The 14621-nt window shown below is 60.6% G+C and carries 15 protein-coding genes; 7 read left to right on the plus strand and 8 right to left on the minus strand.

Going from position 1 to position 14621, the window contains the following annotated elements:
• Window position 1: 1 nt before the first annotated feature.
• On the minus strand, window positions 2–1525 hold the full coding sequence (gene hisS, locus FB593_RS06135) for a histidine--tRNA ligase (protein ID WP_038489960.1): 1524 nt from the start codon (window positions 1523–1525) through the stop codon (window positions 2–4).
• A 156-nt stretch (window positions 1526–1681) separates the two neighbouring features.
• Between hisS and FB593_RS06140 the strand changes: the two genes are divergently transcribed.
• The 3 genes from FB593_RS06140 to FB593_RS06150 are packed head-to-tail and all read left to right on the plus strand — an operon-like array spanning window position 1682 to window position 2933.
• Window positions 1682–1909: a DUF6290 family protein gene (locus tag FB593_RS06140; protein ID WP_013635548.1), complete on the plus strand. Its 228-nt coding sequence runs from the start codon at window positions 1682–1684 to the stop codon at window positions 1907–1909.
• Window positions 1893–2162 carry a type II toxin-antitoxin system RelE family toxin gene (locus FB593_RS06145; RefSeq protein WP_111796761.1) on the plus strand — a complete coding sequence of 90 codons (270 nt, stop codon included), beginning with the start codon at window positions 1893–1895 and terminating at the stop codon, window positions 2160–2162. The genes FB593_RS06140 and FB593_RS06145 overlap by 17 nt, the downstream gene beginning before the upstream one ends.
• Before the next feature lie 6 nt (window positions 2163–2168).
• Window positions 2169–2933, plus strand: coding sequence for a hypothetical protein (locus FB593_RS06150; protein ID WP_111796760.1), 765 nt, complete (start codon window positions 2169–2171; stop codon window positions 2931–2933).
• A 51-nt stretch (window positions 2934–2984) separates the two neighbouring features.
• Here the strand turns inward: FB593_RS06150 and FB593_RS06155 are convergent, their stop codons facing one another.
• Complete coding sequence (locus FB593_RS06155) at window positions 2985–3902, minus strand: LysR substrate-binding domain-containing protein (RefSeq protein ID WP_004432220.1); 918 nt, start codon at window positions 3900–3902, stop codon at window positions 2985–2987.
• Window positions 3903–3984: 82 nt separating this feature from the next.
• On the opposite strand from FB593_RS06155, the gene FB593_RS06160 reads away from it, so the two are divergent.
• Window positions 3985–5028, plus strand: coding sequence for a YeiH family protein (locus FB593_RS06160; RefSeq protein ID WP_065688317.1), 1044 nt, complete (start codon window positions 3985–3987; stop codon window positions 5026–5028).
• 15 nt (window positions 5029–5043) lie between these two features.
• Here the strand turns inward: FB593_RS06160 and FB593_RS06165 are convergent, their stop codons facing one another.
• Both FB593_RS06165 and FB593_RS06170 read right to left on the minus strand, forming a co-directional pair.
• Entirely contained in the window at window positions 5044–5487 is a 444-nt protein-coding gene (locus FB593_RS06165; protein ID WP_013635544.1) for a hypothetical protein, read from the minus strand.
• The gene (locus FB593_RS06170) at window positions 5484–6113 is read right to left on the minus strand and encodes a DNA-3-methyladenine glycosylase I (RefSeq protein ID WP_004432231.1); all 630 of its coding nucleotides are present in this window, start codon (window positions 6111–6113) and stop codon (window positions 5484–5486) included. The genes FB593_RS06165 and FB593_RS06170 overlap by 4 nt, the downstream gene beginning before the upstream one ends.
• A 237-nt stretch (window positions 6114–6350) precedes the next feature.
• Between FB593_RS06170 and FB593_RS06175 the strand changes: the two genes are divergently transcribed.
• Together FB593_RS06175 and FB593_RS06180 are read left to right on the plus strand one after the other, a co-directional pair.
• The gene (locus tag FB593_RS06175; protein WP_065658316.1) at window positions 6351–7124 is read left to right on the plus strand and encodes a L,D-transpeptidase; all 774 of its coding nucleotides are present in this window, start codon (window positions 6351–6353) and stop codon (window positions 7122–7124) included.
• 263 nt (window positions 7125–7387) lie between these two features.
• Window positions 7388–8047: an outer membrane beta-barrel protein gene (locus tag FB593_RS06180; protein WP_013635541.1), complete on the plus strand. Its 660-nt coding sequence runs from the start codon at window positions 7388–7390 to the stop codon at window positions 8045–8047.
• A 150-nt stretch (window positions 8048–8197) separates the two neighbouring features.
• On the opposite strand, the gene glcF is transcribed toward FB593_RS06180, so the two are convergent.
• The 3 genes from glcF to FB593_RS06195 form a co-directional block, all read right to left on the minus strand.
• The gene (gene glcF, locus FB593_RS06185) at window positions 8198–9499 is read right to left on the minus strand and encodes a glycolate oxidase subunit GlcF (protein ID WP_145166392.1); all 1302 of its coding nucleotides are present in this window, start codon (window positions 9497–9499) and stop codon (window positions 8198–8200) included.
• Window positions 9500–9502: 3 nt separating this feature from the next.
• Window positions 9503–10705 (minus strand): glycolate oxidase subunit GlcE, encoded by a 1203-nt coding sequence (glcE, locus tag FB593_RS06190; protein ID WP_141193561.1) that lies wholly within the window; start codon window positions 10703–10705, stop codon window positions 9503–9505.
• Window positions 10706–10796: 91 nt separating this feature from the next.
• Complete coding sequence (locus tag FB593_RS06195; RefSeq protein WP_236771116.1) at window positions 10797–12245, minus strand: FAD-linked oxidase C-terminal domain-containing protein; 1449 nt, start codon at window positions 12243–12245, stop codon at window positions 10797–10799.
• A 98-nt stretch (window positions 12246–12343) separates the two neighbouring features.
• On the opposite strand from FB593_RS06195, the gene FB593_RS06200 reads away from it, so the two are divergent.
• Complete coding sequence (locus FB593_RS06200) at window positions 12344–13243, plus strand: LysR family transcriptional regulator (RefSeq protein WP_112154738.1); 900 nt, start codon at window positions 12344–12346, stop codon at window positions 13241–13243.
• A gap of 9 nt (window positions 13244–13252) precedes the next feature.
• Here the strand turns inward: FB593_RS06200 and FB593_RS06205 are convergent, their stop codons facing one another.
• Complete coding sequence (locus FB593_RS06205) at window positions 13253–14527, minus strand: DUF3422 family protein (protein ID WP_145166393.1); 1275 nt, start codon at window positions 14525–14527, stop codon at window positions 13253–13255.
• Between the last annotated feature and the right edge of the window lie 94 nt (window positions 14528–14621).

Raw genomic sequence — 14621 nt, forward strand, 5'->3', positions numbered from 1 at the left:
CTCAGCGCCCTTCAGCGGCGCGGCGAACGTCCTCTGCATGATGCTCCAGAATCTCGCGAACCTTCGCCACCAGTTCGGCTTCTGGCGCGGTGATCTGTGCCACCCGCGCTTCGCGCCAGCTGGCATTGTCCTCGATCTCGCCGGAGAGGCGCTTGCCTTCGATCAGGTCCTTGATCTGCACGACGCCTTCGGCGCGCTCGTCACCGCCCTGGATGATGGCGATGGGGGAGCCGAGACGGTCGGCATATTTCAGCTGATTGCCGAATTTCTTCCAGTTGCCCTGGTACATTTCGGCGCGGATGCCCTCGGCACGCAGCGCCTGCGTGAAGCGCTGGTAACGGCCCATGCTGTCCACATCGCCATCCATGACGGTGATGAGAACCGGGGCGAGCGGCTTGACCTGACCGAGTTTGCCGAGGTTCTTCAAGGCCGTCATCAGACGGGAAACACCGATGGAGAAGCCTGTTGCCGGAACCGGCTGACCCATGAAGCGAGAGACGAGACCATCATAACGGCCGCCACCGCCGACCGAGCCGAATACGACCTTTTCGCCCTTTTCGTTGGTGACGTCGAAGGTCAGTTCGGCCTCATAGACAGGGCCGGTGTAATATTCGAGACCGCGCACGACGGAGGGATCGATCTTGATACGCGTCGCATCGTAACCGGCACCGGAAACCAGAGAGCCGATGATGTTCAGTTCATCGACGCCTTCCGCGCCTTTGGATGTGCCCGCAACCAGTTGTGCGAGATCATCGGCGCTTTCCGCATAATCCTTGATGCCGACGAAAAACAGAACCTTTTCGATCTGCTCTTCGCCGAGACCCGCACCCTTGGTGAAATCGCCGGACTCATCCTTGCGGCCGGGACCGAGCAGCAGCTTCACGCCATCAGGGCCGAACTTGTCGAGCTTGTCGATGGCGCGCAGCACGTTCAGGCGACGACCGGCATTTTCCTCGCCACCAAGGCCGATGGCCTCCATGACGCCGTCCAGCACCTTGCGGTTGTTGACGCGGATGACATAATCACCGCGCGCAATACCAAGCGCTTCCAGCGTATCGGCCATCATCATGCACATTTCGGCATCGGCCTGCACACCGGCAGCACCGACCGTATCGGCATCGAACTGCATGAACTGGCGGAAGCGGCCGGGGCCGGGCTTTTCATTGCGAAACACATAACCGGCGCGATAGGTACGGTAGGGCAGCTGGATTTCGTTGAAATTTTCCGCGACATGGCGGGCAAGCGGTGCAGTGAGATCGTAACGCAGGCTCATCCACTGGTCGTCGTCATCCTGCAGCGAAAATACGCCCTCGTTCGGACGGTCGCTATCAGGCAGGAATTTGCCGAGCGCATCGGTATATTCAAACAGCGGTGTTTCCACCGGATCGAAGCCGTAAAGCTCGTAGACCTTGCGGATCTTGTCGATCATTTCATTGGTGGCATGGATATCGGCAGCAGAACGGTCCACGAAGCCGCGCGGCAGGCGGGCTTTCAGTTTCTGAGGCTTTTTTGCTTTTTCGCTCATGATGCCGATCCGATATTTTCCTGAAATTATGCCGGTGTATTAGATGATGAAGCCCGGTGCGGCAAGCCGCAAAGCCTCTGGTTCTACTGGCCGCACGGGGCAAACAATGCTATATGGGATGCATGTATCCCATTTTATTCGAAAAGGGCGCAAGCAATGAGCAAACAGACTGCCATCCGCCTGCCGGACGAGACCTATGAACGGCTGAAAGCGCTTTCCGAGCGCACGGGCCGTACGTCCGCTTACTATATCCGCGAGGCGATTGAGAAACATATTGAGGATATGGAAGATCTCTATCTAGCCGAAGAGGCGACGCGACGCATCCAGCGCGGTGAATCAAAGGTGGTAAGCGCCGAGGAGTTCTGGCGTGATCTGGACAATTGAATACGATGTTCTTGTCCAGAAAGAGATGCGGAAAATCGATCCGCAGACGCGTCAGCGTATCCGCGCTTTCCTTCAAGAGAGAGTAGCGGCGCTCGACAATCCCCGCCAGACAGGTGCCGCCCTGCAAGGCTCAGAATTCGGCAGCTTCTGGCGTTACCGGGTAGGCGATTACCGTATCATCTGCGATATACAGGACCACAAGCTTGTCGTGCTGGTGGTGGAAATTGGCCATCGCCGCGAAATTTACCGTTAGGCATCAATGATCCTCGAAGCCCTGCAATATGCCGCCACGCGTGCGGCCACGCCGAACCCATTCCGGCCGCATATCCGCTATTCCGTCAATCTATGGGCGCGCGCCAATCGCTGCGCAACAGCATGGGCGGAGCATGAAAACAACAGCCAGCAATTTGTGCTGCAATCGGTGAGAAAACTCAAACCGAGACGGACGGCGGTGGTGCTCGGGTCGGGTCTGCTGCGCGACGTGCCATACGATGCGCTGGTGGCGATGTTCGATACCGTGGTTCTGGTCGATCTGGTGCATCTTGCCAGCGTGCAGGCGAAACTGCGCTTCAATTCCAAAAAGAATGTGCGCATCGTCAACCGCGATCTTTCCGGTTTTGACGATATCGTTGCCGGTAAAGAACCGGAACCGCTCGAGTTCCTGCGGCGGGTGCCCTATCTGGATTTCGTCGTCTCGGCCAACCTCCTGTCACAGATCGGCACCGGCGCGCGGCATCGGCTGGAGCGGGAGAAGATTGCCGGCGCGCCTGATGACCTTTTGCCGAGACTCATGCAGACGCATCTGGATGCGCTGGCCGCCCTTCCCTGCAAGGCGTGCCTGGTAACGGACACATCCTTTGACGTTATCGGCAAAGACGGCAGCCTGCACCAGCACGAGGACTTGCTGCATGGCGTTGATCTGTCCGCGCCGGCCGCCGCATGGGAATGGCCACTCGCTCCATTGGGAGAGGAAAGCAGGGACTATCGAATCGTTCATCACGTCGTTGCGCATGAGCTGACGTGATAGGCTCTGCCCGCGCACCGCGATCCCGATAATGCCGCGCGGCCTTTCGACCTACAAACCGGCAAGACCGGCCTTGTAGTCCTCCGAGGCGGCACGGCTGAGGCGTTCCAGTTCCATGGCGGCACGGCTGGTGTGACGTTCCTTGTGGCGCAACAGAGCAAAATTGCGGGCGGGCAGATCGATGCCGGCGCGGACCAACAATCCCTGGCGTAAGAAGAGGGAGGCGACGGAAGCGGAAACCGCCGTCGCCGCGCCGCCGGAGCGTGCCGCCATCACCACGGCCTCGTTGGAGGGCAGTTCCAGCATCACGGAAAGATCTGCCGGGTCGACACCCATCTGCCGCACCGCCGCCTCGAAGGCGGAGCGGGTGCCGGAACCCTGTTCGCGCAACACCCAGGACGTTCCGTATAGAATATCGAGGGCGGTGAGATAACGGCCGTCGGCGAAGGGGTGGGCGGAGCCGGTGACGACCAGAAGCTTGTCGGATACCACGGGCTGCACCATCAGCGCCGGCTCGTCGATCTTGCCCTCGATGAAGCCGACCTCAGCCAGCCCATCGAGCACGGCCTGCGTTACCGTTTTCGTATTGCCGATATCGAGTTTCAGCGTAACACCCGGATAAAGCTTCTTGAATTGCATGAGGATCGGCGGCAGCCAGTAGCTGGCAATGGTCTGGCTGGCGCAGACAGTGATTTCGCCGCGCGTCAGACCGCCCATTTCGGAGAGAATCAGCTCGGCGCTGCGCACACGCGCCAGCGTCGCCCTGGCCTCACCCAGAAACACCCGGCCGCTTTCGGTCAATTCGATATTGCGGCCGACGCGATGGAACAGCTCGACATTGTAAAATGCCTCGAGGTTCTTGATAGCGGAACTGACAGCCGAGGCGGTCAACCCGATTGCCTGCGCGGCCCTTGTCAGGTGCTCGCGTTCGGCGACGGCGATGAAAATGCGGAGTTGTTCAAAGGTCATGGCTTTTTCATTCGATTTTACCGAATAATATATGCCATATTATTTGATAGAATAAAACAGGCCATTCCGGCATTGTCTGGCCATGGCACAGCATCGCACCCTCACTCATCCCTTCCAGTCTTCTTTTCGTTCGCTGACCCCGCTTCTGCCGGGCATTTTGCTTTGCGCGGCGGTCAGTTGCGCTGCCATTCTGGCGGAACGCTTTCAGGTGCGGCTTGCCGGACATGCATGGCTCGGCGATCTGGTGCTGGCTATTCTGATCGGTACGCTTTTGCGTTCGCTCGTGTCGCTGCCAGCGGTTGCTTCGGCCGGCATCAAGTTCAGTGCCAAGACCCTGCTCGAGATTGCGGTGGCGCTTCTTGGCGCATCCTTGAGCCTTGCCATTCTAAAAGGCGCCGGCGGTTTGCTGATCGGCGGCATCGCTGTCATCGTCGCCCTTTCGCTGATCTTCAGCTATGCCGCCGGGCGGATGCTAGGGCTGCCACCCAAACTCGCAACCCTTATCGCCTGCGGCAATTCCATCTGCGGCAATTCGGCCATTGCGGCGGCAGCGCCGGCCATTGGCGCTAAGCCAGAAGATGTCGCCGCATCGATTGCTTTTACAGCCGTTCTCGGTGTCGCCGCCGTTCTGCTGATGCCGTTTCTGCCGCAGCTTCTCGGTCTTGATGCCACCCAATATGGCATCTTCGCGGGCCTGACGGTCTATGCCGTACCGCAGGTGCTAGCAGCCACCGCCCCGCTCGGCGCCGTTGCGGTGCAGACCGGGACAATCGTCAAGCTCATACGCGTCCTGATGCTGGGGCCGGTCATTGCTGCCCTCTCCGTCATCCACGGCCAGTCCGGCAAGGGCCGGCTGAAGTTGCAGCAGATGGTTCCGTGGTTCATCATCTGCTTCGTGCTGATGATCATGGCCCGTTCCTTCGGCCTTATTCCCGATGTTCTGCTAGGCCCCCTCGCCTCGCTCTCCAACATCCTCACCATCATGTCGATGGCGGCACTTGGACTGTCGGTCGACATTCGCAGCCTTCGCCATGCCGGGGGCAAGGTCATCGTCGCCGCCAGCCTCTCGCTCGTGCTGCTTGGAATCTTGAGCTTCGGCCTGATCGCGCTGACGCAAACGGCCTGAAGGTGCGGCGGGCCGTTATTTCTGAGTGCTGACCGTCAGGATATAATGCGCGCCGAGCCCGCGACGCGGTGATCCCAGGATAAGCGTCGGGCGGATCAGCCATTCGGTATCCGCCTTCGGCGTCAAAGTGGCGATTTTACCTTCGGAGTCGCTGAAAAAGATCGCGTCCTGATCCGGCGTCGAAAAATCAAAGATCGCCATCAGGACGAATTCGCTGGAAGAGGTAAGCTCGACCTTCATCGTCTGCCCGGCCTTGACCTTCAGGCGGTAGACATCGCCACGGCCGCGCCGTGTCCAGCCATCTAGTTTCAACGGCCCTGTGGGCGGCAGGGCAACTTCCTTGAGCCTTTCGCCGTCGTCCAGCCAGATGCCGTCGACGTTGCGGCTTTCCGCAAGGGATGGATGCGGTACGGCCGCCACGGCCATGGCAAAAGCCAGAAGAAGGGACTTTGCTTTCATGGACGTACAAACTCCCGCCGCATGGCCTCGATCGGCTCACGGCAATGACAGCCTTCGATATGATCGTTGACCATACCCATGGCCTGCATGAATGCATAGACGGTCGTCGGGCCGACGAAGGTCCAGCCGCGCTTTTTCAAATCCCTGGAAAGACGAATGGACGCGTCGCTGGTGGGGTTGGCCCTTAACGTCGCATAGTCCAGCCTTTGCGGCCTTTCTGCGGCGGAAGGCTCGAACCCCCAGAAATAATGGGCAAGCGAACCGAATTCGTCCCGGAGCGCTATGGCGCGACGGGCATTGTTGATGGTCGACACGATCTTGCCTCGATGGCGGATGATGCCCTTGTCCGCAACACAGCGCTCAATGTCGGCTTCACCGAACTGCGCCACTTTTTCGAATTCGAAATTGGCAAAGGCAAGACGGAAAGCCTCGCGCTTGCGCAACACCGTCAGCCAAGAGAGCCCGGACTGGAAGCCCTCGAGACATATCTTCTCGAACAGGCGGCGATCGTCGGTGACGGGATAACCCCATTCTCCGTCATGGTAGCGGCTGTAATCCTCAAGTCCCTGCTGCCAGAAACACCGCACGCGGCCATCCGCGCCCGTTTCAAGTCCCGCCTCGTTCATCCCGCAACCACCCTTTTTCGCTCCCGCCCGTGACCGGCGTGATGCGCGCACTTACCACTCATTCACCACGTTTCAAAACGGGTCGCTAACCTTAAATCCAGCTTTTTCTAATCAAGCGCTTTTTAATGAACAGCCATTTACGATTCGCTGGCGTCAAGGTGCGAACGTAGCCGGCAAGGCGGGCGAATGATCCCGCAATTGCTATTGTTGCGACATACCGCAGAGAGAGTCCACCCGATGACGATGAAGTCCGTTTTTCTGGCGCTGAGCCTCGTTTCCACCTTCGCCGCCCCGGCCGCCGCAGCCGGTGAGCGTTACCGGGAGCGCCCGCCTGTCGTCGTCAGTCCAGACCTTTCCGCCCCCTGGGTAACGCAGCTTGGTGGCGGCAATGTGCGGCCCGTGGTTTACCCGCGCGCGCCAGCAGCCCGCCAGCCTTTCTTCCAACAGCGCCAGGCCACCATGCCACAGCGCCCAAGCTCCGGCGTCACCTCGCAGCGCCCGGCCCGGGTACAGAACGCCGCCGTTCGCCCGAATGCGCCGGTGCGCACGCAGATCGCCCCGCAATTCCTGCCCCAGATCGTGAGCTACCAGACCACCCAGAAGCCCGGCACCATCGTCATCGATACGCCGAACCGCTTCCTCTATCTCGTCATGGCGGATGGCAAGGCCCGCCGTTATGGCGTCGGCGTCGGCAAGCCCGGTTTCGAATGGGCCGGAACGCACAAGGTGACGCGCAAGGCGGAATGGCCGAGCTGGACGCCACCGAAAGAAATGATCAGCCGCGAAGCGACGAAGGGACACTACCTTCCGGCTTTCATGGAAGGCGGCCCTGCCAATCCGATGGGCGCGCGCGCCATGTATCTCGGCTCCACGCTTTACCGCATCCACGGTACCAACCAGCCCTGGACGATCGGCAGCAACAATTCCTCAGGCTGCATCCGCATGCGCAACGAGGATGTCACCGATCTTTACGAGCGTGTGAACGTCGGAACAACAGTCATTGTGATATGACGGCAACGGTGCCGCTAATACGCGGACTTGCAGCCGACACCACGGCAGATCGCGCTTGAATTGATGCCCCGCAGCGGTACAATCGCTACTAGATTGATTGAAGGAGACTTGGCGGGGGACGCCAGGCGCCGGACCTCTCTCAGGGGGATGATGGAACGGCCTTGAAACGGGTGGTCAACTGACCGCCCGTTTTTCGTTTCTGTCATTTAAATGTTACTAAAAAGCGGTTTGGTGTGTCCTCAACACCAAACTGGATTCTCCCCATGCTGCGCCACGTTTCCATTCTTTGCGCCCTGCTGCTCAGCGGCGTTTCCTTCTCTTCCGCAATCGCGGGGGAATTTGAATTTTCCGGTTACGGCGGCTGGCAAAGCGCCCCGCACAGCGATGTCACGGTTTCGGACGGAACGGACTTCCGGGCGGGGTGGGAAGGCAAGTCATTTTCGAGCCCTGCCTATTGGGGGGTGCGCGGCACCTACTGGTTCGAGGAAGGCCAGCTCAACAATCTCGGCATCTCGCTCGATTACACCCATGACAAGGTCTATGCCGACGACCAGACGCTGGCGCGTTCCGGCTGGTCGCATTTCGAGTTCACCGACGGCCTGAACCTTTTGACGCTGAACGCGCTCTATCGTTTCCCGCTGGAGACCTGGCGCCTGACGCCTTACGTGGGCGCGGGCGTTGGCATCAACGTGCCGCATGTGGAGGTTACCCGGGCTTCCGGCAAAACCTTCGAATACCAGTTCGGTGGCGCAACCCTGCAGGCGCAGGCCGGCCTTAGCTACCGCATAACCGACAACTGGTCGACCTTCGTGGAATATAAAGGCACCTACTCCTTTATCGACGTGGATATCGACAATGGCGGCAAGCTGAAAACCGATATCATGACCAATGCGGTGAACTTCGGCGTGGCCTACAAGTTCTAAAGCTGGGATGGAAATAGAGGGCGCTTTCCGACAGGGTGCCAAGCTACCCTCAAACCCCACTCCTGTGCTTGTCACAGGATGAGCAGAGCGAACGACGCACCGGCCCGAACCTTGTGTCGGGTCCCATGGCCCTTACAAGCGAACGGCGCTCTAAGCCAAAAGCCTCGCGGGTTTCGGTCCGCCATAAGCCCAGTCCAGCAGCTCGACCGTGTGCAGGATCGGCATTTCCGTGCCAGTCGCGATCTGCGTGATGCAGCCGATATTGCCGGTGGCAATGACATCCGCGCGTGTGGCCTCGATGTTCCTCACCTTGCGCGCCTTCAGCTTTCCTGAGATCTCCGGCTGCATGATGTTGTAGGTTCCGGCCGACCCGCAGCAGAGGTGCCCTTCCGCTGGATCGCGGACGGTAAAACCAGCCGCTTTCAGCAATTGCTTCGGTGCCATGGTGATCTTCTGGCCATGCTGCATGGAGCAGGCCGAATGATAGGCAACCGTCAGGCCCTGGCGTTCCTTTTGCGGCAGGTCGAGCGTGGCAAGATATTCGGTGATGTCCTTCGCGAGTGCCGATACCCGTGCGGCTTTGTCCGCATAGGCCGGATCAAGCCGCAGCATATGGCCGTAGTCCTTGATGGTCGTGCCGCAGCCGGATGCGGTGATGATGACGGCATCGAGGCCGCCATTTTCCATTTCACGCATCCATACATCGACATTGCGGCGGGCGGCGGCGAGCGCCTCAGCCTCGCGCCCCATATGATGCACCAGCGATCCGCAGCAGCCTTCTCCCTTCGGCACGACAACCTCCACGCCAAGCCGCGCCAGAAGACGCAGCGTCGCCTCGTTGATACCAGGGTCAAGCACCGGCTGGGCGCAGCCGGTAAGAATGGCGACACGTCCACGCTTTTCGCCTTCGGCTGACCGTTCACCCGGACGGGCAGAAGCTGAAACGGCGGGCACGGAAGCCGGGGCGAGAGCGAGCATGGATTGCAGCGGTTTCAGCGCGGGAAACTTCGCGAGCACACCGGCGAAGGGTCGCGTGATCCGTGCCAGATGCAAGGCCAGCCGGAAGGGACCGGGATAAGGCAGAACTGCAGCCAGAAGATTGCGGGTCAGGCGGTCCATGAAGGGACGTTTATAGGTTTTTTCGATATGGGCGCGGGCGTGATCGACCAGATGCATGTAATCGACGCCGGACGGACAGGTGGTGGTGCAGGCAAGGCAGGACAGGCAGCGGTCGATATGGGTGACGACTTCGCGGTCCGCCGGGCGGCTATTTTCCAGCATGTCCTTGATGAGGTAAATGCGGCCGCGCGGACTGTCCAGCTCATTGCCAAGCGTGACATAGGTGGGACAGGTGGCGGTGCAGAAGCCGCAATGCACACATTTGCGCAGGATTTTTTCGGATTCCGCCACTTGCGGATCAGCCAGTTGCTCGGGCGTGAAGGATGTTTGCATGGTTCAGACGGCCCTTCCCATCTTGCCAGGATTGAAGATGCCCGCCGGATCGAGCTTTTCCCTGATGCGCGCAGACAATATGGCCTCCGCCGCCGGGCGCGGTTCGAATGCCGGCACGGTGGCGCGCACCGCGTCGCTCGCCCGCATCAAGGTGGCGTGCCCGCCGCCGAGCGCGCGGATGGCACCGCGCAGCAATTCCGCTTCGGGGTCCGCCTCCATCTGCATCCAGATGAGACCACCCTGCCAGTCATAAAAGGCATCGATGCCCGCTTCCATGCGCAAGGCAGCAACCAGCCTGTGGCCTTCGCTCGGCGCGACCGAGACTTTCCAGAGCGGTTTGGCATCTTGCCCGGCATAGGGCGCGACATTCCGCACCTGCCGCCATAAAACAGCACTCTCCTCGCCTTCCAGCAGCGCCCATGGGCCAACCCGATCCATGACGGAAAGGAGTTTCGCCGCGCGCGCCTCGACGGAAGCCCCGAGCCCTTCCAACCGCAGGATTGTCGCCGGACCTTCCGGCAGCGCGCCTGCGATGAAATGGGAGCGAACGCTTTCCGGCAGATGGGCCGCACCGGAAACCTCGACGCTCATCGCCATCGCCGCCGCCATGATCCGCGTCGCGGCCTCGTCGTCCAGACCGCAGACAACCACGGTTTTTTCCGCTGGCGGTTTCGGCAACACGCGGAAAGTTACTTCCGTGAGAAAACCGAGCGTGCCGTGTGAACCCGCCAGAAGCTTCGAGAGATCTAGCCCGGTGACATTCTTCATCACCCGGCCACCCGCCTTGATGACTTCCGCCTTTCCATTGACGAAACGGATGCCGAGCAGGCTGTCACGCGCCGCACCAGCCACATAACGGCGCGGGCCGGAAACATTGGCAGCAAAGACGCCGCCGATGGTCGGCTCGCCTGTGGTTCCCATGATCGGGCGGTGGTCCATCGGCTCGAAGGCCATCATCTGCCGGTTTTCGGCAAGGGCGGCCTCGACGGTGGCGAGCGGCGTGCCTGCTTTGACCGTCATGACCATTTCGGCAGGGTTGTAGGCGATGATGCCAGACATTGCGCGGGAGGAAAGCGTTTCATCTGCCTCGACAGCATTGCCGAAACCAGAGCGGGTGTTGCCGCCGATGATTTTCAGCGGGGTTTTTCGGGTCGTGTGGTCGCGGATGATGTCGGCGACCTGGGTTTCTGCATAAGGGGTCAGCATGGGGTGCGCTCCGAGCAAGAGATACCCTCCTCTGCCCTGCCGGGCACGGAGGGGTGAGCCGCACCCACCAAGGCTACAAAGCTAAAGTACATCATCCCCTCCCCTCCAGCGGGAACACCTTGGAAGGGTTCATCAACCAACCCTCGTCAAAAGCAGCGCGAACCGCCATCTGCTGGGCAAGATCAGCCTCGGCATATTGGTGCCGCATCAGGTCGCGTTTTTCGATGCCGACACCGTGTTCGCCGGTGAGGCAACCGCCCGCATCGACGCAGAGCTTCAGGATTTCATTGCCCGCCTCTTCGGCCCGGGCGGCGTCTTGCGGATCGTTGGCGTTGAACAGGATCAGCGGATGCATGTTGCCATCGCCCGCATGAAAGACATTAGCGACGCGAAGGCCGAGGCGGTCGGTGATTTCGCTTGTTTTTTTCAGCACATAGGAAAGCTGGGAAAGCGGCACCGTGCCATCCATGCAGATATAGTCCGCGATGCGGCCCGTTGCGCCGAAAGCGGATTTCCGGCCCTTCCAGATCGCCGCGGCCTCCATGGCCGACTGGCATTCCCTGACCGTCTTCACGCCGTGTTTTTTCGCAATGGCGACAATATCGGCCAGCATGGCGTCCATTTCCGCCTCCGAGCCTTCGACCTCGACGATCAGCAGCGCGCCGACATCCAGCGGATATCCGGCCTTGGCGAAGGCTTCGCAAATCTCGATTGCCGGCTTGTCCATGAATTCGATGGCGACAGGAATGATGCCCGCGCCGATGATGTCGGCCACGCAGGAGCCAGCTTCTTCGGAGGTTTCGAAACCAAACAGCACCGGGCGCGCGCCCTCCGGCTTGGCAATCAGCCGCACCGTCGCCTCGGTGACGATGCCGAGCTGGCCTTCCGAACCACAAACGAGGGCGAGAAGATCGTAACCGGCGGCGTCAAGATGCTTGCCGCCCAGCTCCAGCACCGTGCCATCGACAAGCACCATTTTTACGCCGAGCAGATTATTGGTGGTGACACCGTATTTCAGGCAGTGCGCACCGCCGGAATTCATGCCGACATTGCCGCCGATGGTGCAGGCAAGCTGGGAGCTTGGGTCCGGCGCATAAAAGAAGCCTTCCGCACCGGCCGCACCGGAAATGGAGAGATTGGTGACGCCCGCCTGTACCATTGCCGTGCGATTGTAAAAATCGAGTTCGAGGATCGCGGACATCTTCGAAAGGCCGATCACCACCGCATCTTCCTGCGGAATGGCGCCGCCGGAAAGCGAGGTGCCCGCGCCGCGCGGAACGACAGGAATGCCGTAACGGTGACAATATTTCAGCACCGCTGCGACCTCTTCGGTGGTTTTCGGCAAGGCGACGGCCAGCGGCAGGCGGCGGTAGGAGACGAAAGCGTCGGTCTCGAAAGGCACGAGCTCACGCGGCTCGTGCACGAGACAGTCCTCGGCCAGGATATCCTTCAGATCGGATATGATGCGGTCACGGCTCGATAAAACCGCCGCACGCGGCTCCAGAAACTTGATCGGCTGCGTCACCGCCCCCTCCTCCATGCACGTCTTGCCAAGTGGTATTGTTTCTTTACCACTTTGAAGGAGCGCAATCAAATGCTAAGGATTTTTTCCGTTCTGGAAATAGTCGGGAGGCAACTGTGACAAATCTGGGCGATCTGGAGGTCTTCGCAACCGTTGCCGCCTCCGGCAGCATGTCGCTTGCCGCCAAGGAGCTTGGTTATTCGCCCGCTGTTATTTCCAAGCGCATCAAGCGGCTGGAAGAAAAGCTCGGCGCACGGCTGTTCCAGCGCACGACAAGGCAAATCTCACTGACCGAAGCGGGCCAGGGCTTTTACGAACGGGTACTTGCCGTGTTGGAAGGGCTGGAGGATGCCGAGGATTTCGTGTCTGGGCGCGCCAACACCGTCAACGGCACGCTGAAAATCTCAGCTCCCACCTCCTTCGGTCGCATGCATATTGCGCCGCATCTGAAGACGTTCATGGAGCGCCACCCGGACCTGTCGGTCAATCTGGTGCTCAGCGACGAATTCATCGATATCATCGAAGGCGGTTACGATCTGGCGATCCGCATCGCCGATCTCAATTCCTCAAGCCTCGTCGCCCGCCGGCTGGCGCCGGTGCGCCGCGTGCTATGCGCCTCGGCGGAATATGTCACTGCCCACGGCATGCCGGCTGCGATCGAGGACCTTAAGAAGCACCGCTGCCTGCCGGCCCACAACAACGATATCTGGCGACTGGAAGGACCTGGCGGGGCGCTCAGCATCCGCCCGGAAGGCATGCTGGTCACCAATTCCAGCGAAGTGATCCGCGAGGCGGTGATATCGGGACTGGGAATTGCGTTGCGCTCCACCTGGGATATCGGCCACGAATTGCGCGCCGGCCGGCTGGTGCAGGTTCTACCCAGCTATGAGGGATCGCGAAACGTCACGCTGTCGGCGGTCTATCCAAGCCGGCAGTTCCTGCCCGCGAAGGTGCGGCTGTTCATCGACTATCTCGCCGGACTTTACGGCCCCTCACCCTATTGGGAGCATGATTGACGCCGGTATTCAGTGCCCGCCCTCGACATGGGAGCGGCGAATGCGGCGCACCACCCACCAGACGCCGAGCACGGCAAAGGGAACGGAAAGACCGGTGACCACGGCGGGATCAACCGGCAGCACGTCGTGGCTGATCGCCTTGGTGAGATAACCGATCAATCCGACGACGTAATAGGAGATGGCGGCGACCGACAGGCCTTCCACCGTCTGCTGCAGGCGAAGCTGCATGGCGGCGCGCTTGTTCATGGTGTTCAGAAGCACCGTGTTCTGCCGTTCCAGTTCCACGTCGATCCAGCTTCTGACGAGTGCCGTGGCGCGATAGAGCTTGCGCGACAGGTTGGCCTGCCGCTCCTCGACCGACTGGCAGGTGCGCATGGCGGGCGCCAGACGCCTTTCCAGAAAGCTGCCCATGGTCTCGTGCCCCTGAACCGGGGTTTCCGCAAGCGCGCGAATACGTTCACGCACGATGCCGTCATAGGCGCGGCTGGCGCCAAAACGATAGAGGCTGAGCGCGGCATTGGCTTCCAGTTCCGCCGCAAGCCGGGTCATCTCCGCCAGCAGCGCATCGGCCTCGTCGCGCGCGCCGTTTTTCATGCGCTGGGTGATTCCCGTCAGGCCATCTTCGATGCGACGGATTTCCGGCGACAGCGTCTGCGCCATCGGCAGTCCGAGCATGGCGAGCGTGCGATAGGTCTCGATATCCAGCAGCCGCTGCACCAGCCCACCGCGGCTGTAATCGCTCAAGCCACGGTCGATCACCAATATCTGCGTCAACCCGTCGCGATCCTGACGGAAATCGGTGAGGATCGCCGCCTGCCCGTCGCGCACGTCGCTGTAACAGAGGCTCGTCGGCTCGAACATGGTCTCCGCGTTGGGGGCCGTTGCGCCTTCTGGACGGATTTCCAGCCGTATGCCTGATATCAGGGAGCCGGGTGGTGAAAAACCGTCGCCGAACGGGTCGCCGACAATATCGCCGCCGAATTTTTCCGGCGCGGGGCCATCCCAGAACCATGTCGAGAATTCGGTATGCCGCTCCCAGCGCAGCGTGCCCTGCCCCCAGGGCATGGCATGGTGGCGGGCATCGCGTTCCGGCGGCGCGACACCCCGGCTGCGCGACATCTCCGCAATGACCGAGTGATGCACGGCAGAACCGCCATCCATCATGAAGGCAAGCTGGACGATGATGCGCGACGGCGCAAGAAGCACGGTCGGCCGCGCATGAACCTCGCCGAGAGCCAGCGATCTTTCCGGCGCGCTTGCGAAAGCAAATCTACCCTTGGCCATTGCGATATCGTCCCCGCCTGTTTCGCCGGTTTTCTAGAACATCCATCGCGATGACGACACCGCAATCGAAGCAGATGTAATTGTTTTGATGCAC

Source organism: Rhizobium sp. SJZ105, from assembly GCF_007828365.1.
In the GTDB taxonomy this organism is placed as follows: Bacteria; Pseudomonadota; Alphaproteobacteria; order Rhizobiales; family Rhizobiaceae; genus Agrobacterium; species Agrobacterium tumefaciens.